This is a genomic window from Salicola sp. Rm-C-2C1-2 (assembly GCF_040196175.1).
Lineage (GTDB): Bacteria > Pseudomonadota > Gammaproteobacteria > Pseudomonadales > Oleiphilaceae > Halospina.
This window is the reverse complement of record NZ_JBEFNF010000001.1, coordinates 434386-457987: the sequence shown is the minus strand read 5'-3', so window position 1 is coordinate 457987 and position 23602 is coordinate 434386. Positions and strand designations below refer to the sequence as shown.

Sequence of the window (23602 nt, the reverse complement as noted above, 5' to 3'; positions counted from 1 at the left end):
CCGGATTGCGCCGATGGCAGATGCTGACACTGCGGCTGGCCAAGTGCATTGCCACGCCCTCGCTGCTGGCCCCCATCATCACCTCGAAGTACGCCGATGGTCTGCCGCTGTACCGGCTGGAAAGCATGCTGGCGCGGCTCGGGCACCCGATCAGCCGCACCAGCATGGCGCACTGGATCCTCCGCTTGAACGAGGTGTTTAAGCAACTGATCAACCACATGCGCGAGGCGCAGAACGCAAGCACCTACCTCCAGGCCGATGGTTACTCCGACTATGGGAAGGGTGTGTCGGGATAATGCCATCACCCGGATCGGGTGCTGGGATCATGCCCGTCGCAAGTTCGTCGAGGCCTCGAAAGCGGCGCCGGCAAAAAAGAAAGGCAAGGGCCAACGGCAAACGTCCAAGGCCGATGTGGCACTGAACCACATCCGCGAGCTCTACGCCATCGAGCGCCGGATGACCGACCTTGGCGATGACGAACGCTATCGGATCCGCCAGGGCGAAAGCCTGCCCCGGCTGCAAGCGTTCAAGAGCTGGCTGGACGCCAACGCTGACAAGGTCGTAAAAGGCTCACTGACCCGTAAGGCCATGGACTACGCCCTGAACCAGTGGGACACCCTGGTGGACTACTGCGAGCGCGGGGACCTGCAGATCAGCAACGCTCTGGCCGAGAACGCCATCAGCCCGTTCGCGCTCGGACGCAGGGCATGGCTGTTCGCCGATACCGCGCGAGGGGCTAACGCCAGCGCCACCTGTTATTCGCTGATCGAGACGGCCAGGGCGAACGGTCTGGAGCCCTCCGCCTACAACCACCACCTCCTCAACCATATCGCCGAGGCGGACACCGTTGAGAGACTGGAAGCGCTACTGCCCTGGCATACCGACCTGGAGCCGGCTCCGTAAAAGAGCTGATCACAGGCCCTAGGGCAAGTGGGTCGATTTGCGGGCGCTTACCCTACTCAGACCGGGTTATGGGGATACTCGACGAACTGAGGTCACAGACCTGAACGCCGCCAGGCTGATGGCTTGGTCACCAGAAATGATGCAACTCAGTTTTGGCCATGCTGGTTCCTCCATTACAAATGCTGGAACCAGTATGATCTGCTTCAGATCAGGGAATCGGTGTCGGTTCGCTGGCGCTTACATTGCAGGCGAGAAGACACTCATCGCAGGCTTTCTAGCGATCCAGCCCCAGGAGTTGGGCATTGATCCAACGATAATACGATCGGATATTCAGCGGGAGAGGGGGCGGGGCCAAGCCCCGCCCGGAAGGATCAGTTGGAAATAGTGGTTGTGCCGTTCTCCAGCAGGTTCTGCTGGATTTCTTTTTCCGTGAACGGGAACTCACGCGGGTTCTTGTCCGAATACCGCTGAGCCTGGTCATTGAAGAACGGCGAGCCAGGATCCGTGGACTTGGAATAGGCGGTAAGGCCGTAAGCCTGGGGCCCCTCCTCCGTGAATTCGAGCCCAAAGTGGTAACTCGTGCCCCGTATCTTGAACCACTTACCCTGACCTTTCGCCAAACCGCCCGTGTTCGGCACCTGGTCTGGATTCAGGCGCGGAAAGAGCGTGTCCTGCCTGGTCGCCATATCCCGTGTTTCAACCGCATTGAACGCACCATCCATACCGCCGCGCCCACCATGCCAGGGGATTTCGGTTCCTAGTCTCATGGCGTTGCCGCCCGGCGGTACGCCGCCAGAAGCATGGAAGACCTGCACGTTGCTCAGCTTGGCGTCATAGGTTACGCCGGCGCTATCAAGGGCATTCAACCCTTGCGCAAGCGATCGCAGCATCGGGTCACTGGCGGTACCCGCGTTGTCTTCGGACGGCTCTGCGGGCGTAGCCACGGGCTTCTGGGGGTCAAATACGGTCGTGAGTTCGCCGGGATTATTCTCAATAACGTTCAGATAGTTCGCCATGAAGACACGGAAAGTGTGGGCGCCCTGACTGTCCAGATCGTAGTAGCCATCCCAGTTCTGAAGGGCAGAGCACCCCTCATCGACCTGACGGTTTTCACCATCGGGAACGTTCACCTCAGTGGTGCCAATGCTTGTACAGCGACTGCGCAAATCGCTCAGATATTGCTCGGCCCAGAAACTGCGGTTGTTGTAGATGGTCTGGATCAGATCCCGACCGCTGAACTGACCATCCTGACCGGCAGGCCACTTGGCCTGGGTGCCGTTGCCGAATCCGTCACGCTTGGGGTTGCGCAACATGCGAATCCCCAGACGGGTACGGGCATTGGGTGACACTTGCTCAAGACCGAACATCGGCGAGTAACCGGTCAGAAACTCGTCCGGGTTGGTGGCCCAATAACTGCTGTTGGAGTTCTGGACAAAGTCGCTCCGCTGGAGCTTGGGTTTATCTTCAAAAGGCACGGTGCCACCGCATTGGCCTTCCACCCAGTCGTCACGGGAGGTGTCACCTTCCAGAAGCACTAGACCCTGATTGAAAAGCTGTCTATAACCCGCGTCCGCATTGCGTTTAAAGTTGACAACAGCTTGAGCCTCCTCCGACAGATTCGGCACGGATGTACTGTCGATGTAGTAGGCATTGCCCTCTTGATCCGCATAAACCGTGTTGGTCCAGAGGGTACTACCGCAGTTGCGAAAGACATCCTTGAATTCTTCAAGGTTGCTGGCACGGCTCATGCCCAGCCAGGTATCAAGCAGGTTGTTGCGATCCAGGTTGGCGTCGCGGTAGGTGTAAGCTGTGGCATCATCACCCCACTTCGACAGCCCGCCGCCTGTGGCCTCCTGGAGCCTGACCATGGGGCCATACTCAGAATAGTAGAAGGTGCGTTCCAGCGTCTGGGTCTGAGGGCCGCGCGTATTGACCTCAATCTGAAACGTTTTACTGGTAATGGATTTATCCTGCCCATCCTTAACGTAGGTCATCGGATCGCCGTCCTTCAGCGTCAGCTCATAGACCGTGAACCGCTTACTCGTGGATACCGTGTGGGACCATCCAAGATTCTCGTTATAGTTGATCAAGGGGATAGCGGTACCCAGCAACCCCGCACCCTGAACATTGAGGTAATCCGGCACGGTCAGCTGCATCTGATAGAGCCGCCGCGGCCCGGTATAGGGGAAATGAGGGTTGCCCAGAAGCGCCCCCTTAACGCCCTCTTCGGTTTTCTCGCTGCCGATGGCCCAGGCGTTACTGGCCATGGTCGGCTCCTGGGTTAGGCTTCGTTGGGCACCCTTTGCGGCGTTTTGCGAAACATCGGCCAACACCTGCTCCAGCTCCCCGGATTCGCCGGAGGCAGCCATCACCGGTGATGGCGTCGGTGATTCGTCCGGAGGTGTGGCACCAAACACGGCTTCCGTAAGCTGTTTGCCACTCGCTTCCTGCGCAACAACGCGGTAATGGGCCAGCAGGGTCACTGGCTCAATCTGCTTGACCCAGGGCTGATCCTTGCACTGCGGCGGGTGGTCACTCACGTCCGACTGCTCAAGATATCGATTATAGCCAGCGGTGTAGCCATCGACCATGGCACGGCTTTCGTCAGAAAGCTGGTCGTACCCATCGCGCGCGCCACCAATAACGTCCTGCGCCTTGAGGCTGAAGTCACTGATGACATTGGCGTTGTCTTGTCCAGGTCCGAAATATTTCGCCCGTTCACTGCGTGCTTTAACAAACGCTTCAGCCAACGTGCACAGGTTGTCGCTGGCCTGAGTGTAACCGGCGCCGAAAGCGGCGGAACCCAGGGTATCCGCTTTGATATGCGGGACACCGCTGGTGGTACGGCGGATTGTTGCTTGGTATTGATCATTGGAAGGTTTGAGGTTGTTGCCGGCATCTGAGCTCGAACTGGAGTCAGAGTCCAGAAAACAGCCGGAGAGGGCGAGGCTGCCTGCCAAGGCAGCTACAGGGAAAGCACGACTCAATTGAATATTACGCATCGTTTTAACTCTTGTTATTGTCACTTAGCCTTAAACGGACACACAGTGGCCCTTTCGGGAATATAGCAAATGGATACAAGATTGCGACTCGTTTGTCCGCAGGATTTGAACTGCTCCTGCCAAACCCTTGCCCCACCCCAGAACAGCCCCCACAGTAGTTCAAGAAAGGAGTTTTTCACCCACCGATCCGTAGAGGAGAGGCTCCATGAACAACCCCCACTTCATCATGCCAAAGGTTCGCATTGTTGTTGCCGACGCCAGCCGTGCGCGGCTGTTCAGCACCGACTCCCCCAAGGGCGATCTCACGGAAGTGGATACCCTGCTCAACCCGGAAGCGCGGCTGCATGACGGTGATCTGACAACGGATCGGCCCGGTCGCCAAGCGGATTCCATGAACGGCGGGCGCAGTGCTATGGAAGAGCACACCGAACCGAAAGAAGTGGAGGCACAGAAGTTTGCCAGGGAGCTGGCGGACAACCTGGAGCACAGCCGCAACCAGGGGCAGGTTGAAAAGCTTTATATAGCCGCTCCGCCCAAGTTCCTGGGGGAACTGCGCAAACACATGAAGCCGGAACTCAAAGCCATTGTGGCGGAAGAAATCGGGAAGGACCTGTCACAGATGAACCCTCGGGAAATGCGGAAGCATTTCCCGGAGCGCATCAAGTAGCAGAAAGGGCTTAAAGGGAGCGGCCCTTGGAGGCGGCAATACGCAGGCGGAGGGCGTTCAGCTTGATGAAGCCTTCCGCATCCTTCTGGTCGTAGGCGCCCTCGTCTTCCTCAAAGGTCGCGACCTTCTCGTCGAAGAGCGAGTCTTCTGAGCGCCGGCCCAGCACTTCCACATTGCCCTTATACAACTTGAGGCGTACGTCGCCATTAACGTGCCCTTGGGTCTCATCAATCAGAGCCTGCATGGCGCGGCGTTCAGGGGCCCACCAATAGCCGTTGTACACCACTTCGGCATAGCGGGGCATGATGCTGTCCTTCAGATGGGCCACTTCACGGTCCAGCGTGATCGACTCGATGGCGCGATGCGCCCTGAGCATGACGGTGCCGCCCGGTGTCTCGTAGCAGCCACGGGATTTCATGCCAACATAGCGGTTCTCGACGATGTCGATACGGCCGATGCCGTTATCGCCGGCAACCCTGTTCAGGTAGGACAGCACCTGGTGCGGTTTCATGCGTTCGCCGTTGATGGCCACAATGTCGCCGCACTCATAGGTCACATCCAGTATGGTCGGCTCATCCGGGGCCTGCTCGGGCGCGACGCTCCAGAGCCACATGTCGTCCTCGGCCTGCGCCCAGGGGTCTTCCAGCACTTCGCCCTCATAGGAGATATGCAGGAGGTTAGCGTCCATGGAGTAAGGCGACTTGCCATGCTGCTTTTCCACGGGAATGCCGTGGTGGTCGCAGTAGTCCAGCAGCTTCTGGCGGGAATTGAGATCCCATTCGCGCCAGGGCGCGATGACCTTGATGCCCGGTTTGAGCGCGTAAGCCCCGAGCTCGAAGCGGACCTGATCATTGCCCTTACCGGTGGCGCCGTGGGCGATGGCGTCCGCGCCCGTCTCGTTGGCGATTTCCACCAGCCGGCGTGCAATCAGCGGCCGGGCGATGGAAGTGCCCAGCAGATACTCGCCTTCGTAAACCGTGTTGGCGCGGAACATCGGAAAGACGTAGTCGCGCGTAAACTCTTCGCGCAGGTCTTCGATGTAGATTTCCTTCACGCCCAGCCCTTTGGCTTTTTCACGCGCGGGCTCTACCTCCTCACCCTGGCCAATATCGGCGGTAAAGGTCACCACCTCACAGTCATAGGTTTCCTGGAGCCATTTGACGATGACGGAGGTATCGAGTCCCCCGGAGTAGGCCAGAACGACCTTGTTAATGTCTGACATCGCTGTTTCGCCTTATCCGCAATTCATGAACGCCGGGCACCCCTGGCACCCGGGCCTGCTGATCAATGGCGGCTATTTTACGGCAAGGGCAGGGTCCAGAGCCAATCCGGTTCAGTCGACGACCACAATGTCATCACGCTTGGCCTGGGTTACCACTGGCTCGGCATCGCTCTCGTCCTTCTCACGTTCAAGCCGAACCGTAGCGCGGCGGTGCCGCGGCCCGGGTGTCTCCACACCAGCAACGGGGTAGCGATCACCGTGGAAGCGGGTAACCAGCTTGTCGTCGCCAACCCCCTGGTCTTTGAGATACCCGGCAACCGCCTCTGCCCTCGCTTTCGACAGCTCCCGATTACGCAAAGGCGTGCCAATGCTGTCGGTATGGCCATCCACGTAAACCTGCTTAACCCGGTCATCGGCGTTGACATACAGCGCCACCTCGCCGAGCCGTTCTTTGGCATCAGCACTGAGTTCGGATCGGTCCAGATCAAACAGAACCACGGTGCGCTGAACCTGATCGTAGTTCACCGGAAGCAACTGGGTCTGGCAACGACGGAAAGATTGGTGGGGACTGCGGTAATTGATGTGATTAAGCCGCACCCGTACCGGCCGGTTACTCTGGCGGGCACGGCGTGTAAAGGTGGGCATACGCCCATCCCTCAGACTGGCGAGGAGTCGCTCACTGGTACCGGATGACAGCTCGACCGGCCGACTGTGATCACCTTCCACGCGCACATAGCCCAAGTCATCCACCGACTTACCCGCTTTCCAAGCGGGCTGCTCGATCACCAGCGCAGCCTGCCCCGCCCGCATCGGGTTGCGTACCGGCTGCAGGAAAAAACGCAGCGATTCACCGGCACGATGATGGAATACCGCCTCACCATAGCCCGGCACCGGGTGCGTCAGCGTACACGCGAAGATGGAATCCGACAGGAGCCAGCGGCTGTTTTCAATACCCGCGGAAAAAGTCGTGCCCATGGCCGCACAAGGCAACCAGGCACCTACCAGTATTGCGACGATCCAGTGACGTGGACTCATGGCAAATAGGACCATTATTCTGACGCTTCAGTATCAGGTATCGGCCAAATCCGCTGGAACTTGAGCCCTGGATCTTCTGGTATACTTCGCGCCATGACTGAGACATTGACCCTGACCCGACCCGATGACTGGCACCTGCATGTGCGCGATGGCGGACTGTTGCAACAGGTGGTTCCCGCCTCAGCCCGGCGCTTCAGCCGCGCCATCATCATGCCGAACCTAACGCCACCGGTGACTACCGCAAACCAGGCTCTGGCGTACCGCGAGCGGATCCGGGCCGCCGCCCCCGAGAACAGCCGCTTCGAGCCGCTGATGACGCTGTACCTCACCGACAATACCACACCCGGGATGATCCGCGAGGCGGCCCGGGCCGGTGTCGTAGCCTGCAAGCTCTACCCAGCTGGCGCAACCACAAACTCGGATTCCGGCGTAACAGACATCCGCCACATTCATGCCGCCCTGGAGACCATGGCCGACGAAGGTCTGCTCCTGCTTACGCATGGCGAGGTCACACGGGCTGAGGTGGACATATTCGACCGGGAAAAGGTCTTCATCGACGAAGTTCTGGCACCGCTGATTGAACGTTTGCCTCAGCTGCGCGTGGTTATGGAACACATTACCACCGCGGATGCCGCTGAATTCGTGAAGTCCAGGCAACACAATCTGGGCGCCACCATTACGCCCCAGCATCTGCTGTTCAATCGGAACCATCTGCTGGTTGGTGGCATCCGGCCGCATTTCTACTGCCTGCCGATCCTCAAACGCCAGCGCCATCAGCAGGCGCTGCGAGAGGCAGCTACAAGCGGTGACACGCGCTTTTTCCTGGGCACGGACTCTGCCCCCCACGACCGCAGCCGCAAGGAAACCGACTGCGGCTGTGCCGGCTGTTACTCCGCCTTCGCCGCCATTGAGCTGTACGCTCAGTTCTTCGAGCAAGCCGATGCTCTGGATCAACTCGAAGGGTTTGCATCATGCCACGGGGCGGATTTCTACGGGATGCCACGCAACACCGACCGCATCACCCTGCGCCGGGAGCCCCACACGATCCCTGAGGTCCTGCATGAGCACGGCCAGCCGATTGTGCCCCTGAACGCCGGAAGCACCCTGAACTGGCGGATTGATGACGGGGAGAGCCGGGCGTGAGCAGCCAGACAGCGACACCGACACTGATGCAACAGCGCTTCCGTGGCTTCCTTCCGGTGATCGTGGATGTTGAAACCGGCGGCTTCAACGCGACCACCGATGCCCTGCTTGAAATCGCCACTGTTCTGGTGGAGATGGACGACGATGGCTGGCTCTATGCCGGGGAGCGGGTCCATTACAACGTCCACCCCTTTGAAGGCGCCAATATCGAGAAGGAGGCGCTGGCGTTCACCGGCATTGACCCCGGCAACCCCCTGCGCGATGAGCGCCCGGAGCTGGAGGCCATGCGCGGCACCTTCCAGACCATCCGCCAGGCCGTACGCCGCAACCAGTGCAAGCGCGCCGTCCTGGTGGGTCACAACGCCACGTTCGATCTCGGCTTTGTAAAAGCCGCCTCGGACCGCCAGAATATCAAACGCAATCCGTTCCACCCCTTTTCCACCTTTGATACCGCCGCCCTCGCCGGCCTGGCTCTGGGGCACACGGTGCTGGCGGAGTCCTGCCGTATTGGCGGTCTGGATTTTGACAACAAGGAAGCCCACTCGGCGCTTTACGACGCTGAGAAGACAGCTGAGCTGTTCTGCCTGATCGTCAACCGCTGGAAATCGCTGGGAGGATGGCCTCCCCCGTCTAACGGGGAAGGCTGAACGGGGCTCAGCCCCCGACGAACTTGATCATGACGCCCGCTGCGACGGCGGAGCCGATCACGCCGGCTACGTTCGGGCCCATGGCGTGCATCAGGAGGAAGTTCTGGTGGTTTTCCTCCAGGCCCACCTTGTTGGAAACCCGAGCCGCCATGGGCACTGCGGAAACACCGGCAGAGCCGATTAGCGGGTTGATCTTCTCTTTGGTCATGGCGTTCATGAGCTTGGCCATGAGCACGCCGCACATGGTGCCCACGCCGAAGGCAATAATACCCAGAAGCAGGATGCCCAGGGTCTGCGCGTTCAGAAACGCCTCAGCGGCCATCTTGGAACCCACAGCGAGGCCCAGAACAATGGTTACCGCGTTGATGAGCGAGTTCTGCACCGTGTCGCTCAGGCGCTCAACAACACCGCACTCCTTCATCAGGTTACCGAAGCAGAACATACCCAGTAGCGGCGTGGCGTCCGGGAGGAACATGCCGGTGAGAACCAGAATGCAGACCGGGAACAGGATTTTCTCCAGCTTGCCGACATCACGCAGCTGACTCATCTTGAGCGTACGCTCTTCCTTGGTCGTGAACGCCCGCATGATGGGCGGCTGGATCAGCGGCACCAGTGCCATGTAGGAATAGGCCGCCACCGCAATCGCGCCCAGCAGGTGGGGTGCCAGGATGCTGGAGACATAGATGGACGTTGGTCCGTCAGCACCGCCGATGATGCCCACCGCAGCGGCCTCGGCCACAGAGAACTCCATCATGCCGGTGGTGTTCAGCAGCGCCGCGCCGAGCACGGTAGCAAAGATACCGAACTGCGCGGCTGCCCCCAGCAGCATCGTCTTGGGGTTCGCAAGGAGCGGACCGAAATCGGTCATCGCCCCAACCCCCATGAAAATAAGCAGCGGCGCCACGCCACTGCCAATGGCCACGGCGTAGAACGACTGGATGATACCGGGCGAATACCCCATATCCTTGGCCGTCTGGGTCGCGCTCAGGGCCGCTTCGGCCCCCAGGTTCTTGTACGCCTCAATAAAGGACTTGATGACATCGGGCGTCACCTTCTGGCCCATGTCGTAACCGACGTCCATAACGGACGCCAGAGCCGCGAGCACTTTCGGCGACTCACTGTAGATGGCCGCCTCCACCGCGCTTGACGCCAGCCCTGCCTCAGGCAGGTTGGCCAGGATGGTGCCGAAACCAATCGGCACCAGCAGCAGTGGCTCGAACTTCTTGTTGATTGCCAGATAGAGCAACCCCAGACCCACCACGATCATCGTAAGCGCGCCCGGCGTCAGATTGTACAGACCGCTACCGGTCCACAGAGTCATCAGGTTATCCATGCCGTACAGCCCTTCTTATCCCAGAGTCAGGAGTTCATCGCCAACGGCCACGCTGTCGCCGACCTTGACGGTCACGGAGCCGATCGTCCCGGAACGATCCGCTTTCACCTCGGTTTCCATCTTCATGGCCTCAAGAATGATCAGAACGTCGCCTTCATTGACCTGCTGGCCAGGGCTCACGTGGACCTTGAAGATGTTGCCGGCCAGTGGTGCGGTAACCGGCTCGCCGCCACCTACTGGGGCAGCCGCCTGGCCGCCACCCGCTGGCGCCTGCGGCTGGCCGCCGCCCTGCGCCGGCTGGATTTTGGCAATCTCACCACCTTCAGCAACCTCAACCACATAGGATTGGCCCTCAACCGTAACGGTATAGGTCTCGGGTTCACCCGGTGCGGCGGGAGCAGCCGCCTCCTGACCTGTCGGTACGGGCTCAAAGGCTTCCGGATTGCCACGGTTTTCCAAGAACTTAAGGCCGATCTGCGGGAAGAGCGCATAGGTCAGGACGTCGTCCACCTCGTTCTCCGCGATGGTGAAGCCTTTGTCCTTCGCTTCCTGGCGGAGTTCATCGGTCAGGCGCTCCATCTCAGGCTCAATCAGATCCGCAGGACGGCAGGTAATGGGTTCAGCACCATCAAGAACGCGTTCCTGAAGGTCCTTATTACATTCCGCAGGGGCCGCCCCGTACTCGCCCTTGAGTACCGCCGAGGTTTCTTTGGAAATGGACTTGTAGCGCTCGCCCGTGAGCACATTCAGTACCGCCTGGGTCCCCACGATCTGCGAGGTTGGCGTGACCAGCGGAATATAGCCCAGATCCTCGCGCACGCGGGGGATTTCACCAAGCAGCTCATCCATTTTGTCGCTGGCACCCTGCTCGCGAAGCTGGCTTTCCATGTTGGTGAGCATGCCGCCCGGCACCTGAGCGACCAGGATGCGCGAGTCCACACCCTTAAGAGAGCCTTCGAATTTCGCGTACTTCTTACGTACCTCGCGGAAGTACTTGGCCACCTCTTCCAGTTGCTCGATGTCCAGCCCGGTATTGCGCTCGGTATCCTCCATGATCGCCACAACGGATTCGGTGGGCGAGTGGCCATAAGTCATGCTCATTGAGGAAATTGCCGAATCCACACGATCAACCCCGGCTTCGGCAGCCTTGATGATGCTGGCTGTGGACATCCCGGTTGTGGCGTGTGAGTGGAACTGGATGGGAATATCAAGTTCTTTCTTGAGACGGCTCACCAGGTCATAGCAGACGTAGGGCTTCATGAGCCCCGCCATATCCTTGATAGCCAGCGAATCCGCGCCCATGGACTCGATCTTCTTCGCCAGATCCACCCACATTTCGATCGTATGCACCGGGCTCACTGTGTAAGAGATGGTGCCCTGAGCATGTTTACCGGTTTCGCGGGTGGCTTGAATCGCGGTTTCCAGATTACGCGGGTCATTCATGGCGTCGAAGATCCGGAACACGTCAACGCCATTCGCCGCGGCCCGCTCCACGAACCGGCGCACCACGTCATCCGCGTAGTGGCGGTAGCCAAGCAGATTCTGGCCCCGCAGCAGCATCTGCTGGCGGGTATTGGGCATGGCCTTTTTCAGCTCGCGGATGCGCTCCCAGGGATCTTCCCCGAGATAGCGAATGCACGAGTCGAAGGTAGCCCCGCCCCACGATTCGATGGACCAGAAACCGACCTGGTCCAGCTTCTCGGCAATCGGGAGCATATCTTCCAGGCGCATGCGTGTAGCCAACAGCGACTGATGCGCGTCACGCAGCGCCAGATCCGTGATCCCCAGGGGTTGCTTAGTATCTGTCATCGTTCTGACCTTTTTTCTCTCGTATTGGGTTCCCGGCCGCCGATCAACCGCGGCGGCTCATTGCCGGCGACGAGCGCGGTGCCTGGCAACAGCTTCGGAAATAACCGCCTTGAGTTTCGGGTCCTGCATGGGATCAGCACCCCCTGAAGAGCCGCCGCCCGGTGGGCGCATCGGCTCCGGCGGAGCAATACGCCCTGCGATGCGGGACATCAGCATGGTGACGAACACCAGAATGACCAGAAAGGAAAACACGAACCCCATGCCAACCAGCATCAGGTCCACAGCCCCCTGCATCACTTCATCCATGGAAATCACCTTTTAAGCGAGATTCATTGGTTGCGAGAGCCGCTCAGAGTCCTCGCAAAATCTGTCATAATTTACAGTCTCTTGCCTTAACCGACAATAAAAAACTGATCATGCCGAGAAGGCGCGCGATTTTATACGCACTATCCCTCAGGATTGCAAGTTGATCGGTGATAGCAAACGGCGCCCTGCCAGCCAACGGCACTCAAAGTGAGTGTTTTATCCTGGGCAGGTTAGTCATCAGGGCATATGCGCCACAGAAGATGAGGCGTGCGATAAACGCAAATAAGAAGGAAGTGGTGCGGCTGGGAGGACTTGAACCCCCGACCCCATGGTTCGAAGCCACGTGCTCTATCCAACTGAGCTACAGCCGCTTAAAGGTGAGACGCTATTTCAAATTGCACTACTGAAACGCCAATGATGAATCTTAACATCAAAACGTGAGCTGGTGCGGCTGGGAGGATTCGAACCTCCGACCCCGTGGTTCGTAGCCACGTGCTCTATCCAGCTGAGCTACAGCCGCTTACTGGCGGGCGCTTCCCATCCTGCAAATAGTGCTCAGTCGAACTGAGCGCAGACCGATGCCATGCTGGCATCCGCCTTGAATATGGTGCGGCCGGGAGGATTCGAACCTCCGACCCCGTGGTTCGTAGCCACGTGCTCTATCCAGCTGAGCTACGGCCGCAAATAGTGGCGGAGAGGGAGGGATTCGAACCCTCGGTACGCGCAATGCGTACGGCTCCTTAGCAGGGAGCTGGTTTCAGCCACTCACCCACCTCTCCTTAGCAACGCGGCGTATACTACCATATCTGACGCGTTTTCATAGGGTTGACGCGAAAAATCATAGCAGCCGCCGCACAGGGCCTGGACTCACTCGTGTTCGGGCTCGTCCTCGTCCTGTTCCTGCTGGATGCGCTGATAGATCTCTTCCCGGTGTACCGCCACTTCCTTGGGGGCATTCACGCCGATACGCACCTGATTTCCCTTAACCCCGAGAACGGTCACGGTGACTTCATCACCCACCATGAGTGTTTCGCCGACGCGACGTGTCAGAATCAGCATTGTCCAAGCTCCTTGTCGTAATTAACCGCTTTCCGGTTGTACGCCTCACTGGCTCTTTTGGCTCAGTCGCGAGACGCTACCTGTGTCGTTTTCGTTTCGGCTTCCTAATTATTGAAGCCTGCACGCGTTTTCGCCAGCTGTATTATTATGGTTATTCAGTCTTCTTCCCGGACTTCGGCCTGCTCAAGTCCGAATGCACTGTGCAGCGTACGCACTGCCAGCTCCAGGTATTTCTCATTGATCACCACCGAAATCTTGATTTCCGAAGTGGAGATCATCTGGATGTTGATGCCCTCCGCCGAAAGCGCATCGAACATACACGAGGCTACGCCCGCATGGGAGCGCATACCAACGCCCACAATGGAGACTTTGGCGATATGCTCATCGCCCTGAACTGCCTGCACATCCAGGTCACGCCCCAGGTTTTCCAACAGTTCCAATGACTGGCGATAATCATTGCGGTGCACGGTGAACGTGAAGTCAGTACGGTTATCAGAGCCGACATTCTGGAGGATCATGTCCACTTCAATACCCGCGTCACTGATCGGCTTGAGCATCCGCGAGGCACAGCCGGGGACGTCCGCTACGCCCACTGCCGTCAGCTTGGCTTCATCGCGGTTGAAAGCGATGCCCGAGACCACTGGCTTTTCCATATCGTCCTCGTCGTCAAAGGTGATCAGGGTTCCAGGGCCCTCTTTGAAGCTGGAAAGCACCCTCACCGGTACATTGTACTTGCCGGCGAATTCCACCGAGCGGATCTGCAGCACCTTGGAGCCTAGGCTGGCCATCTCGAGCATCTCCTCGAAGGTGATGGTCTCGAGCCGGCGAGCGCTGTCCACGATCCGCGGATCCGTGGTGTAGACGCCATCCACATCGGTGTAGATGTGGCACTCATCCGCCTTGAGTGCAGCGGCCAGGGCAACGGCCGTGGTATCCGAACCACCACGCCCCAAAGTGGTGATGTGACCCTCCTCATTCATGCCCTGAAAGCCGGCCACAACCACAACTCGCCCGGCGTCCAGATCCTGACGCATATTGTGTTCGTCAATGTCCTGGATCCGAGCCCTAGTGTGGGAACTGTCCGTTGTGATGCGAACCTGGCCCCCGGTATAGGAGCGGGCGTCCACACCCCGCTTGAGAAGAGCCATACTCAAAAGGGCAATGGTCACTTGCTCACCGGTAGAAACCAGAACGTCCATCTCACGCGGATCCGGCTCCTCCGTCACCTCATGGGCAAGCTCAATCAGCCGATTGGTCTCGCCACTCATGGCCGAAACCACAACCACCGCATCATCACCGGCATTGCGTGCGGCCTGGAGCTGATCCGCCACCGCCTCAATCCGGTCAACGGCACCAACAGAGGTACCGCCAAATTTTTTCACGTACAACGCCATGCGTGCGTATTCCTTGGTCCGAACGGATTAAATGAATCCCGGTTCACTACTAGCGCCGGACGAATTATAGTCCTCTTGAGCTAGCTGTACAGGTAGGGATAGCCCTTAGCCTCTCAGTTCCCCGAATTCTCCCGCACCCAGCCTTCCACAGCGTCTATCGCATCAGGCAGACCGTCCGGGTCGCTGCCACCGCCCTGCGCCATATCCGGCCGACCACCGCCTTTACCTCCGACCTTGGGAGCCAGGGCTTTCATCAGATCACCCGCCTTGAGTTGTGCGGTGAGATCCTTGGTAACACCAGCCACAAGCGTGACCTTGCCGTCCTCCGCAGCGCCCAGGAACACCACCGCACTGCCAAGCTTGTTCTTGAGCTGGTCGGCGGTTTCCATCAGTGCTTTACGGTCCGCACCCTGCATATCCGCAGCAACCACCTTAACGCCGTTGACGTCCACAGCACTGTCAGCCAGATCATTGCCGGCGGCACTGGCCAGCTTGCCCTTGAGCTGCTCCACTTCCTTTTCAAGCTGACGGTTGTGCTCCACCAGAGATTCGACACGCTCGACGGCGGATTCAGGGGCACCTTTGACCAGTGCTGCAATCCGCCCCAAGCGCTCCTCCTGACCCCGGTCGTGGGCCAGGGCAGCTTCGCCGGTGAGCGCCTCGAGGCGACGAACGCCCGAGGAAATGCCCGTCTCGGTTACAATGCGGAACAGGCCGACATCACCGGTGCGCTCCACATGAGTGCCCCCACAAAGCTCGACAGAGAAGCCTCCCGTACCCATGGACAGGACCCTGACGGTATCACCGTATTTCTCTCCGAACAGGGCCATGGCGCCCATGGTTTTGGCCGTTTCCATGTCCGTCACCCGGGTCTCCACCGGCGTATTGGCGCGGATCTGCTCGTTAACCATGCGCTCGATCCGTTCCACTTCATCGCCAGTAACGGCCTCAAAGTGAGAGAAGTCGAACCGCAACCGTTCCGCGTTCACCAGCGACCCTTTCTGGGCTACATGGTCTCCGAGCACAGTCCGCAGCGCGGCGTGAAGCAGGTGGGTAGCGGAGTGATTGAGTGCGGTGTTCGCGCGACGCTCGCCGTTCACCTCGGCATGCAGGCTCATGCCGGGCTCTACGGTGCCAGCCACAACCCGGCCAATGTGCAGATGATGGCCGTCTTCTTTCTGGGTATCTTCCACTTCAAAGCGGCCACCGGACCAGCTCAGCACGCCGGTGTCGCCCACCTGGCCACCAGCCTCCCCGTAGAAAGGCGTGCGATCGAGCACTACGACGCCCCGTTCGCCAACACCAGCAGGGCGGCGTTCACCCTCAACGAGCACAGCGCGGACCTCGCCGTTATCCTCGAAGTGGCCATAGCCGGTGAACTCGGTCTCCCCTTCAAGACTGAGTCCGGCGTTGTAATCAATACCAAACTTGCTCGCCGCCCGCGCCCGTTCACGCTGCGCTTCCATGGCCTTTTCATAGCCTTCCATATCCAGGGTCAGGCCACGCTCCCGGGCAATGTCGTTGGTCAGATCCACCGGGAAGCCATAGGTGTCATACAGGGTGAAGACAGTCTCGCCAGGAATCTCCGTACCGTTGAGCTGAGCGATGTCATCCTCGAGCAGGCGCAGCCCTTTTTCCAGAGTACGGGCGAACTGCTCTTCTTCCTGTTTCAGGATCTTTTCGATCTGCGGGCGGGCTTTTGTCAGCTCGGGGAAGGCATCGCCCATCAGCGCTTGAAGTGGCGCCACCAGCTGATGGAAGAAGGTTCCGGTCGCGCCCAGCTTGTTGCCGTGGCGCGCTGCGCGTCGGATGATCCGGCGCAGCACAAAACCACGCCCCTCATTGGAGGGCATAACACCGTCTGCGATGAGGAAGGAACAGGAGCGGATGTGATCGGCGACCACGCAGGCGGAGGCCTGATCCGGATCCACTCCTCCCAGCACCTGCGAGACGGATTCCAGAAGCGACTGGAACAGATCAATTTCATAGTTGCTGTGTACGCCCTGCAGCACCGCCGCTATACGCTCGAGCCCCATGCCGGTATCCACGGACGGACTGGGAAGATCATGCATAACACCATCCGCCGTGCGGTTGAACTGCATGAACACGATGTTCCAGATCTCGATGTAGCGGTCACCGTCTTCATCCTCGCTCCCGGGCGGGCCGCCCGCTACATGCGGACCATGGTCATAGAACACCTCAGAGCAGGGGCCGCAAGGGCCTGTGTCACCCATGGACCAGAAATTGTCGGATTTATAGGGCACACCGTCCTCATCGCCAATACGCACGATCCGCTCGGCCGGCACCCCGATCTCCTCATTCCAGATCCGGTAGGCATCGTCATCCGTGTGGTACACGGTGACCCAAAGCTTTTCCGCGGTAAGGCCCAGCCACTGGGAATCGGTCAGAAACGTCCAGGCAAAATTGATCGCTTCGCGTTTGAAGTAATCGCCGAAGCTGAAATTACCCAGCATCTCGAAGAAGGTGTGGTGGCGTGCGGTGTAGCCCACATTCTCAAGATCATTATGCTTGCCGCCGGCGCGAACGCAGCGCTGGGAAGACACAGCTCGGGTGTAGCCGCGATCCTCCCGGCCCAGGAACGCGTCCTTGAACTGGTTCATTCCCGCATTTGTGAACAGCAGGGTTGGATCGTCCGCCGGCACCAGCGAACTGCTGGGAACGATGGTGTGCCCGTTCTGACGGAAATACTCCAGAAACGCACTGCGCAGCTCGGCTGTTTTCATAGCGGACTCGGACCCGTTCTTTGATGGTGACAATTACATTGATTCTGAGGCAAACACTCTAACATAGGCGCAAAAAGCCGGGGAACGCGCCCGACGGGGACCGTTTCACGCCCCGCACAATCCGCAACCTCGCCGAGCCGGCCCCGAGCCGCTACAATAACGGCTACTTCCAGACAGCATCCGTGCCCCATGACAGATCACCCCGCAACTTGCGAGCTGTACACCCCGGCCCCACTCTGGCGCCGGCTCGCAGCCATGCTTTACGACAGCCTGCTGTGCATCGCACTGGCCTTTGTGGTTACCGCGATCTACACCGCTCTTCACAAACTGCTGATCAGCGCCGGTCTTTTCAGTGACCGTTACGGTGCCATGCTCGAGGCCGAAGGGAACGTCGGACATGACCCGGTTCTGGCTCTGGTACTGGTTGTCAGTCTGTGGCTTTTTTTCGGCTTTTTCTGGCGGCGTGCCGGTCAGACCCTGGGCATGCAGACCTGGCGGATCCGCATCGAGAACCCGGATGGCTCGGTGATTAGCTGGACGCAGGCGCTGCTGAGGGTGATTGCAGGGTTATTGAGCTGGGCCACCTTCGGGCTGGGATGGCTGTGGCAGTGGTGGGACCCGCAAGACCGGAGCTGGACGGACCGGCTGTCACGGAGCCGCACGATGCAGCTGGCGAAACGGAAAAAGCACGACTAATGGGTATCATCCAGCCCGCCGCAGAAGCACAGCGCCCGCGCCTCCGGCAATGGCGATTGGTACGAGAGTGGCCAGCATCGGGCTGAAACCGTAGACAAGGCTCATGGGCCCGAGCAGATCCTGAGTGTACTTGAAGCCAAGCCCGGCCAGTAGTCCGCAGAATATCCGGAACCCCATGGTCACGGACCGCAGCGGGCCGAACACGAAGGAAATGGCCAGAAGAACCATGGCGGCGGTTCCCAGCGGCTGCAGGCTCTTTTTCCAGAACGCCAGCCAGTAGTCACTGGCATTCAACCCCTGCCCTTCCATATAGGTGGCATAGGTGTACAGCCCGTGGATGGCAAGACGGTCCGGCTTGACCGTGAGCACACTGAGCACATCCGGCGACAGGCCGTTCTCCCACCGAAATATTTTCTGCTCGCTTGTGCTGACGGACTGCGTCTTGATCCGGGAGCGGCTCACATCATGCAGAAGCCAATAATCACCCTGGTACTCGCCCCGCTCAGCATGGAGCGCCTCCTCGAGCCACTGGTCATCGCCAAAACGGAACAAGGAGACCCCGTGAAGTTCTCCGTTGGGCAACACCGTATTGAAGTGCATGAAAACATCGCCCTCGCGGTGCCAGAACCCGTGGGTTGCCGCTGCCTGCCCGCCGTAACGGGCAACCGCCTTGTTGCTCTGAGCTACCTGCTCGGCGGGTGGCGCAACGAAGTCCCCAATCACAAGGCTGATGACTACGACAACAAGAGCCGGCTTCATGGCAGACCAGGTAATCCGCCCCAGTGACACCCCGGCAGCCCGGATCACCACCAGCTCGGAGTTATTGGCCAGCTGACCCAGCCCAACCAGCGCTCCCATGAAGGCGGCCAGCGGCAGGAACTCATAGATCCGCCGCGGCAGCGTATAGAGCATGAAAAGAAAAGCTTCCCATGCCTGATAGTTGTTGGTCGTGTCCTCCAACTCAGCAATGTAGGCAAACACGAAATCCAGTGCCTGAACCACCAACAGCACCAGCAGAATGGCAGCGGCCACCACCCGCATGATGTAGCCATCAATCAGCCGCATGAGCCACCTTCGCTGTCCGCCGCAGTCGCAGTGACGGCCATGCCAGCATGCCGACACCAAGCGCTATAAAAGCGCCATGAACGCCCCAGAGGCCGACCCCGGTGGGTACTTGGCCTGAGGCAATGGCATCACGCCCCAGAATCAGCCCTCCCAGATAGCTGATAAACACCACAATCCCCGGTAGCAGATGGAAAAAGCGCCCCTGACGCGGGTTCACGCGGCTCAACGGAATTCCCAGAACTGTGATCACCAGCACCAACACAGGCAGTGACAGACGCCAGTGCACCATCGCCTGGTCCGCCAGCGCTCCGGAAGCCATGAGCTCCAGGGTTGGTTTGCCCTCACGGGAAGCCCCCGAGCTCACCCCAGTAGGCGATTCAATCCGCAGACCGTAATTGTCAAAGGTCATGGCATCGAATTCAGCGCCGCCCGGCCGCCCCTCAAACCGCACGCCCTCATGCAGCACCAGGAAACGCTCTCGCTCGCCCTCAACAATCTGGGTTCCTTTGTCCGCCTTCATAAGCGTGAAGCGCCCGTTATCCCGGCCTTGCGCCATAAAAACGCCTTCCAGGGTCTGTTTATCGTCACTCATGGCTCGCGTGTAGGTTACGCGTTCATTCGACCCCATGGCCTGAAAACGGCCTGGTGCCAGCATTTCAAACCCGGTGCGCTGGGCCTGCTGCGCGAACAGACGATCCACCTGCTGGATGCCCGCCGGTGTCAACCACAGACTCATGGCGCCGACCATAAAGGCCACCAGCACCCCTGGCCCCAGGGTCAGCAGCAGAACCTGGCGCTCACTCACCCCGCAGGCGGTCAGCACCGTCATCTCACTGTCCTGATGCATGCGCCCGTAGGTCAGAAGAATCGCGAGGAAAAAGCTCAAGGGCAGGATCAGCTCCAGAAACTCCGGTAGCCGGTACCCCATGACCAGAAAGATAACATTGGCCGCATACTCGCCTTCCGCGGCCGCCGCCAGGTACTGCAGAAAACGGCCGCTCATGAAGATCAGCAAAAGCACCAGCGCAACAGCGGCCATGGTGGTCAGAACCTGGCGGCCCAGATAACGGAAAATAATGAACACGGCGGTTCCCAGCGTCTCGCATCGCCTGACAGGAAAAGTCATTCTAGATAACCTGTGCCCTCAATGACAGCCAACCGCGGGACACGCCATGAGTCACTGGTTCCACATCCTGGCCGGCTCCGGCCTCGACGCCCGCCTCCTTCATGCGGCCAGGCTGGCTGAAAAGGCCTGGCTGGATGACGACCGGGTCGCCCTGTACTGTGACGATGCCGACACCGCCCAGGCACTGGATGACACACTGTGGTCCTTCCGCCCGGACGCATTCCTGCCCCATGACCACATCCGCACCAGTGATCAGCAACCTGAAACCCGGGTGACGGTTCTCGAATGCGAACCCACACCTGCGGAATGGGGCACACTGATTGTGGTCGCCTCTGGTCTGCCTGCCACGGCTGACGGCTTCACCCGCCTGGCCCTGATCGCCAGCAATGATGACGATAGTCTGGAGCGCGCCCGTAACCAGTACCGACAACTGAGGGAACTGGGTATCAAGCCACAGGTCCACGACTTCCGCAGTTCCACCTGATGGTTCGCCGGTGACCGACCACCATGTATAATTGCGATCTGTTAGCCTTTATGTCTTAACCCACATCAGCAGAGCCGGGCCGAACAAGCATGGATAAGACCTACCAGCCGGAAAAGATCGAGCACCAGTGGTACCGGACCTGGGAGGAGCGCGGCTATTTCGCGCCTTCCGGCGAGGGTGACCCCTTCTGCATCATGATTCCGCCGCCCAACGTGACCGGCAGCCTGCACATGGGCCACGCCTTCCAGCACACACTCATGGATGCCCTGATCCGCCACCGCCGTATGAAGGGCGACAACACCCTCTGGCAGGTGGGCAGCGACCACGCCGGCATCGCCACCCAGATGGTGGTCGAACGCAACCTCGCCAGTGACGAAGGCCAGACCCGCTACGATCTGGGTCGTGAAGCCTTCATCGACAAGGTCTGGGAATGGAAGCAACAGTCCGGTGGCACCATCACCAGCCAGATGCGTCGGTTGGGCACCTCCGTGGACTGGGACCACGAACGTTTCACCATGGATGACGGCTTCTACCGCGCTGTGCAGGAAGTCTTTGTGCGCCTCTACGAGGACGAGCTGATCTACCGTGGCAAGCGCCTGGTGAACTGGGACCCGCAGCTGCATACAGCCATTTCCGACCTGGAGGTCGAAAACGCTGAGGAACAGGGGCACTTCTGGCACTTCCGCTACCCGCTCAATGACGGCCAAACCACCACTGAAGGAACGGATTACCTGGTGGTCGGCACCACCCGTCCTGAGACCATGCTGGGTGATACGGCCGTGGCGGTTAACCCCGAAGACGAACGCTATAAGCACCTGATCGGCGCAACTGTGAGCCTGCCGCTGGTCGGGCGCAACATCCCGATTGTGGGCGATGAGCACGCGGACCCGCAGATGGGCAGTGGCTGTGTCAAGATCACTCCCGCCCACGACTTCAACGACTACGCCGTAGGCCAGCGGTGTGAGCTGCCGCTGGTGAACATCCTCACACCGGATGCCAGCATCCGGGAGCAGGCTGAGGTCTTCAATGCCGACGGCACGCCCGACCATGAACTCGACGGAACCATGCCCACGGCATTCGCCGGACTGAACCGCTTCGATGCCCGGCAGCGCATTGTTGACGCGATGGAAACGCAGGGGCTTCTGCATGCGGTGGATGCCCATACTCTCAAGGTTCCACGCGGCGACCGTTCCGGACTCATCATCGAGCCGCTGCTTACGGACCAGTGGTTCGTTGCCACCAAACCTCTCGCCGAGCCGGCTATCCAGGCCGTAGAGAACGGCGACATCGAGTTTGTCCCGGAGCAGTACGCCAACATGTACTACGCCTGGATGCGCGAGATACAGGACTGGTGCATCTCCCGGCAGCTGTGGTGGGGGCATCGCATTCCGGCGTGGTACGACAGCGAAGGCAACGTCTACGTTGGCCGGACAGAACAGGAAGTGCGCCACAAGTACGGACTGGGAGAGACGTGTTCTTTGGAGCAGGACGAGGATGTTCTCGACACCTGGTTCAGCTCCGCTCTCTGGACCTTCGGCACCCTGGGCTGGCCCGAGGACACTGAACACCTGCGCACTTTCCACCCTACCAGTGTGCTCGTAACCGGTTTCGATATCATCTTCTTCTGGGTCGCCCGGATGATCATGATGACGATGCAGTTCATGAAACACGATGATGGATCGCCCCAGGTGCCATTCCAGCAGGTGTATGTAACCGGGCTGATCCGCGATGAGCACGGTAACAAGATGTCCAAGTCCAAGGGCAACGTACTCGACCCTATGGACATGATCGACGGCATCAGCTGCGAGGATCTGGTTGCCAAGCGCACGGCCAACATGATGCAGCCGCAGCTGGCCGAAAAGATCGCCCAAAACACTCGGAAAGAGTTCCCGGATGGCATCCAGCCCCACGGCACAGATGCACTGCGTTTCACTCTGGCGGCACTGGCAACAACAGGGCGCGACATCAACTGGGATATGAAGCGCCTGGAGGGCTACCGTAACTTCTGCAACAAGCTCTGGAACGCCGCCCGCTATGTGCTCATGAACACCGAGGCACAGGACTGCGGCGTGTCGGACGCCCCCCTCGAGCTGTCACTTGCTGACCGCTGGATCCTGAGCCGGCTTCAGACCTGCGTTGACGAGACCAATGGCTTCTTCGACCAGTACCGCTTCGACCGTATCGCTCAAAGCATCTACGATTTTCTCTGGAATGAGTACTGTGACTGGTATCTGGAACTGTCCAAACCAGTGCTCTATGACGAGAGCGCGACCACCGAGCGCAAGCGCGGTACACGCCGGACACTGATTCAGGTTCTGGAGACCGTACTCCGTTTGGCCCACCCGCTGCTGCCCTTCATCACCGAAGAGATCTGGCAGCGCGTCGCGCCTCTGGCCGGCATTGCCGGGGAAACGGTGATGCTGCAGCCCTATCCGGAACCCAACCCCGCTCTGGAGGACGCGTCAGCCGAAACGGATATTGAATGGCTCAAGGGCGTCATCGAGGCCGTGCGCAACATCCGCGGCGAGATGAACATTTCCCCGGCCAGAGCCCTGCCGGTTCTGCTGCGCTATGGCGACGAGCAGGACCGCGAGCGACTGGAGGCCAACCGCGCCTTCCTGAAATCTCTCGCCAAGCTTGAAAGCATCGACTGGGTAACCGCGGACTCTCCCCTGTGCGCGACGCAGCTGGTGGGCGAACTGGAAGTCCTGGTCCCCATGGCCAACCTCATTGATAAAGATGAGGAGATCGCACGCCTGAGTCGTGAACTGGAAAAGCTCGACAAGGAGATTCAGCGACTCAACGGCAAGCTCAGCAACGCTGGCTTTGTGGAAAAGGCCCCTGCCGAAGTAGTCGAGAAGGAAAAGGCCAAGCTGGCGGACGCAAACAGTCAGCGCCAGCGCCTTAATGAGCAGCTGGAACAGATCCGGGCGCTGTAAAGCATCGTATTTCCAAAGTCAGTCATAA

17 protein-coding genes, 4 tRNA genes and 1 pseudogene are annotated in these 23602 nt (G+C 59.5%); 7 read left to right on the top strand and 15 right to left on the bottom strand.

Annotated features, from left to right (window positions below):
• Nucleotides 1–35: 35 nt before the first annotated feature.
• Nucleotides 36–903 (top strand): annotated as a pseudogene (tnpC, locus tag AAF659_RS02080) (IS66 family transposase); the annotation flags it as partial.
• A gap of 371 nt (nucleotides 904–1274) precedes the next feature.
• On the opposite strand, the gene AAF659_RS02075 reads toward tnpC, so the two are convergent.
• Complete coding sequence (locus AAF659_RS02075) at nucleotides 1275–3905, bottom strand: penicillin acylase family protein (protein WP_349750037.1); 2631 nt, start codon at nucleotides 3903–3905, stop codon at nucleotides 1275–1277.
• 205 nt (nucleotides 3906–4110) lie between these two features.
• Between AAF659_RS02075 and AAF659_RS02070 the strand changes: the two genes are divergently transcribed.
• The gene (locus AAF659_RS02070) at nucleotides 4111–4572 is read left to right on the top strand and encodes a host attachment protein (protein WP_349750036.1); all 462 of its coding nucleotides are present in this window, start codon (nucleotides 4111–4113) and stop codon (nucleotides 4570–4572) included.
• Nucleotides 4573–4582: 10 nt separating this feature from the next.
• Here AAF659_RS02070 and AAF659_RS02065 read toward each other — a convergent pair whose 3' ends face one another.
• Both AAF659_RS02065 and AAF659_RS02060 read right to left on the bottom strand, forming a co-directional pair.
• Nucleotides 4583–5794: an argininosuccinate synthase gene (locus AAF659_RS02065; protein ID WP_349750035.1), complete on the bottom strand. Its 1212-nt coding sequence runs from the start codon at nucleotides 5792–5794 to the stop codon at nucleotides 4583–4585.
• 111 nt (nucleotides 5795–5905) lie between these two features.
• Nucleotides 5906–6829, bottom strand: coding sequence for a flagellar protein MotY (locus AAF659_RS02060; RefSeq protein WP_349750034.1), 924 nt, complete (start codon nucleotides 6827–6829; stop codon nucleotides 5906–5908).
• Nucleotides 6830–6922: 93 nt separating this feature from the next.
• Here AAF659_RS02060 and pyrC point away from each other — a divergent pair, with 93 nt between their 5' ends.
• Entirely contained in the window at nucleotides 6923–7972 is a 1050-nt protein-coding gene (gene pyrC / locus AAF659_RS02055; protein ID WP_349750033.1) for a dihydroorotase, read from the top strand.
• 26 nt (nucleotides 7973–7998) lie between these two features.
• Complete coding sequence (gene rnt, locus AAF659_RS02050; RefSeq protein ID WP_349750741.1) at nucleotides 7999–8619, top strand: ribonuclease T; 621 nt, start codon at nucleotides 7999–8001, stop codon at nucleotides 8617–8619.
• A 7-nt stretch (nucleotides 8620–8626) separates the two neighbouring features.
• On the opposite strand, the gene AAF659_RS02045 is transcribed toward rnt, so the two are convergent.
• From AAF659_RS02045 to alaS, 10 genes are all read right to left on the bottom strand, one after another.
• Nucleotides 8627–9952: a sodium ion-translocating decarboxylase subunit beta gene (locus AAF659_RS02045; protein ID WP_349750032.1), complete on the bottom strand. Its 1326-nt coding sequence runs from the start codon at nucleotides 9950–9952 to the stop codon at nucleotides 8627–8629.
• A 15-nt stretch (nucleotides 9953–9967) separates the two neighbouring features.
• Entirely contained in the window at nucleotides 9968–11761 is a 1794-nt protein-coding gene (gene oadA, locus AAF659_RS02040; protein ID WP_349750031.1) for a sodium-extruding oxaloacetate decarboxylase subunit alpha, read from the bottom strand.
• 57 nt (nucleotides 11762–11818) lie between these two features.
• Nucleotides 11819–12067 carry an OadG family protein gene (locus AAF659_RS02035; RefSeq protein WP_349750030.1) on the bottom strand — a complete coding sequence of 83 codons (249 nt, stop codon included), beginning with the start codon at nucleotides 12065–12067 and terminating at the stop codon, nucleotides 11819–11821.
• A gap of 294 nt (nucleotides 12068–12361) precedes the next feature.
• Nucleotides 12362–12438, bottom strand: a tRNA-Arg gene (locus tag AAF659_RS02030).
• Between the two features lie 72 nt (nucleotides 12439–12510).
• A tRNA-Arg gene (locus AAF659_RS02025) sits at nucleotides 12511–12587 on the bottom strand.
• Between the two features lie 85 nt (nucleotides 12588–12672).
• Nucleotides 12673–12749 (bottom strand) — tRNA-Arg (locus AAF659_RS02020).
• A gap of 6 nt (nucleotides 12750–12755) precedes the next feature.
• A tRNA-Ser gene (locus tag AAF659_RS02015) sits at nucleotides 12756–12846 on the bottom strand.
• Nucleotides 12847–12934: 88 nt separating this feature from the next.
• Nucleotides 12935–13126: a carbon storage regulator CsrA gene (csrA, locus tag AAF659_RS02010; RefSeq protein WP_349750029.1), complete on the bottom strand. Its 192-nt coding sequence runs from the start codon at nucleotides 13124–13126 to the stop codon at nucleotides 12935–12937.
• Nucleotides 13127–13281: 155 nt separating this feature from the next.
• On the bottom strand, nucleotides 13282–14520 hold the full coding sequence (locus tag AAF659_RS02005; protein WP_349750028.1) for an aspartate kinase: 1239 nt from the start codon (nucleotides 14518–14520) through the stop codon (nucleotides 13282–13284).
• A gap of 113 nt (nucleotides 14521–14633) precedes the next feature.
• Entirely contained in the window at nucleotides 14634–17264 is a 2631-nt protein-coding gene (gene alaS / locus AAF659_RS02000) for an alanine--tRNA ligase (protein ID WP_349750027.1), read from the bottom strand.
• Nucleotides 17265–17453: 189 nt separating this feature from the next.
• Between alaS and AAF659_RS01995 the strand changes: the two genes are divergently transcribed.
• A complete protein-coding gene (locus AAF659_RS01995; protein ID WP_349750026.1) occupies nucleotides 17454–17960 on the top strand; it encodes an RDD family protein in 507 nt (168 codons plus the stop codon).
• A gap of 6 nt (nucleotides 17961–17966) precedes the next feature.
• Here the strand turns inward: AAF659_RS01995 and lptG are convergent, their stop codons facing one another.
• Nucleotides 17967–19025: an LPS export ABC transporter permease LptG gene (gene lptG, locus AAF659_RS01990; protein ID WP_349750025.1), complete on the bottom strand. Its 1059-nt coding sequence runs from the start codon at nucleotides 19023–19025 to the stop codon at nucleotides 17967–17969.
• Nucleotides 19012–20151 carry an LPS export ABC transporter permease LptF gene (lptF, locus tag AAF659_RS01985; protein ID WP_349750024.1) on the bottom strand — a complete coding sequence of 380 codons (1140 nt, stop codon included), beginning with the start codon at nucleotides 20149–20151 and terminating at the stop codon, nucleotides 19012–19014. The genes lptG and lptF overlap by 14 nt, the downstream gene beginning before the upstream one ends.
• 46 nt (nucleotides 20152–20197) lie before the next feature.
• Between lptF and AAF659_RS01980 the strand changes: the two genes are divergently transcribed.
• Both AAF659_RS01980 and AAF659_RS01975 read left to right on the top strand, forming a co-directional pair.
• Nucleotides 20198–20635 (top strand): DNA polymerase III subunit chi, encoded by a 438-nt coding sequence (locus AAF659_RS01980; protein WP_349750023.1) that lies wholly within the window; start codon nucleotides 20198–20200, stop codon nucleotides 20633–20635.
• Between the two features lie 89 nt (nucleotides 20636–20724).
• Nucleotides 20725–23574 (top strand): valine--tRNA ligase, encoded by a 2850-nt coding sequence (locus AAF659_RS01975; RefSeq protein ID WP_349750022.1) that lies wholly within the window; start codon nucleotides 20725–20727, stop codon nucleotides 23572–23574.
• Nucleotides 23575–23602: the final 28 nt, after the last annotated feature.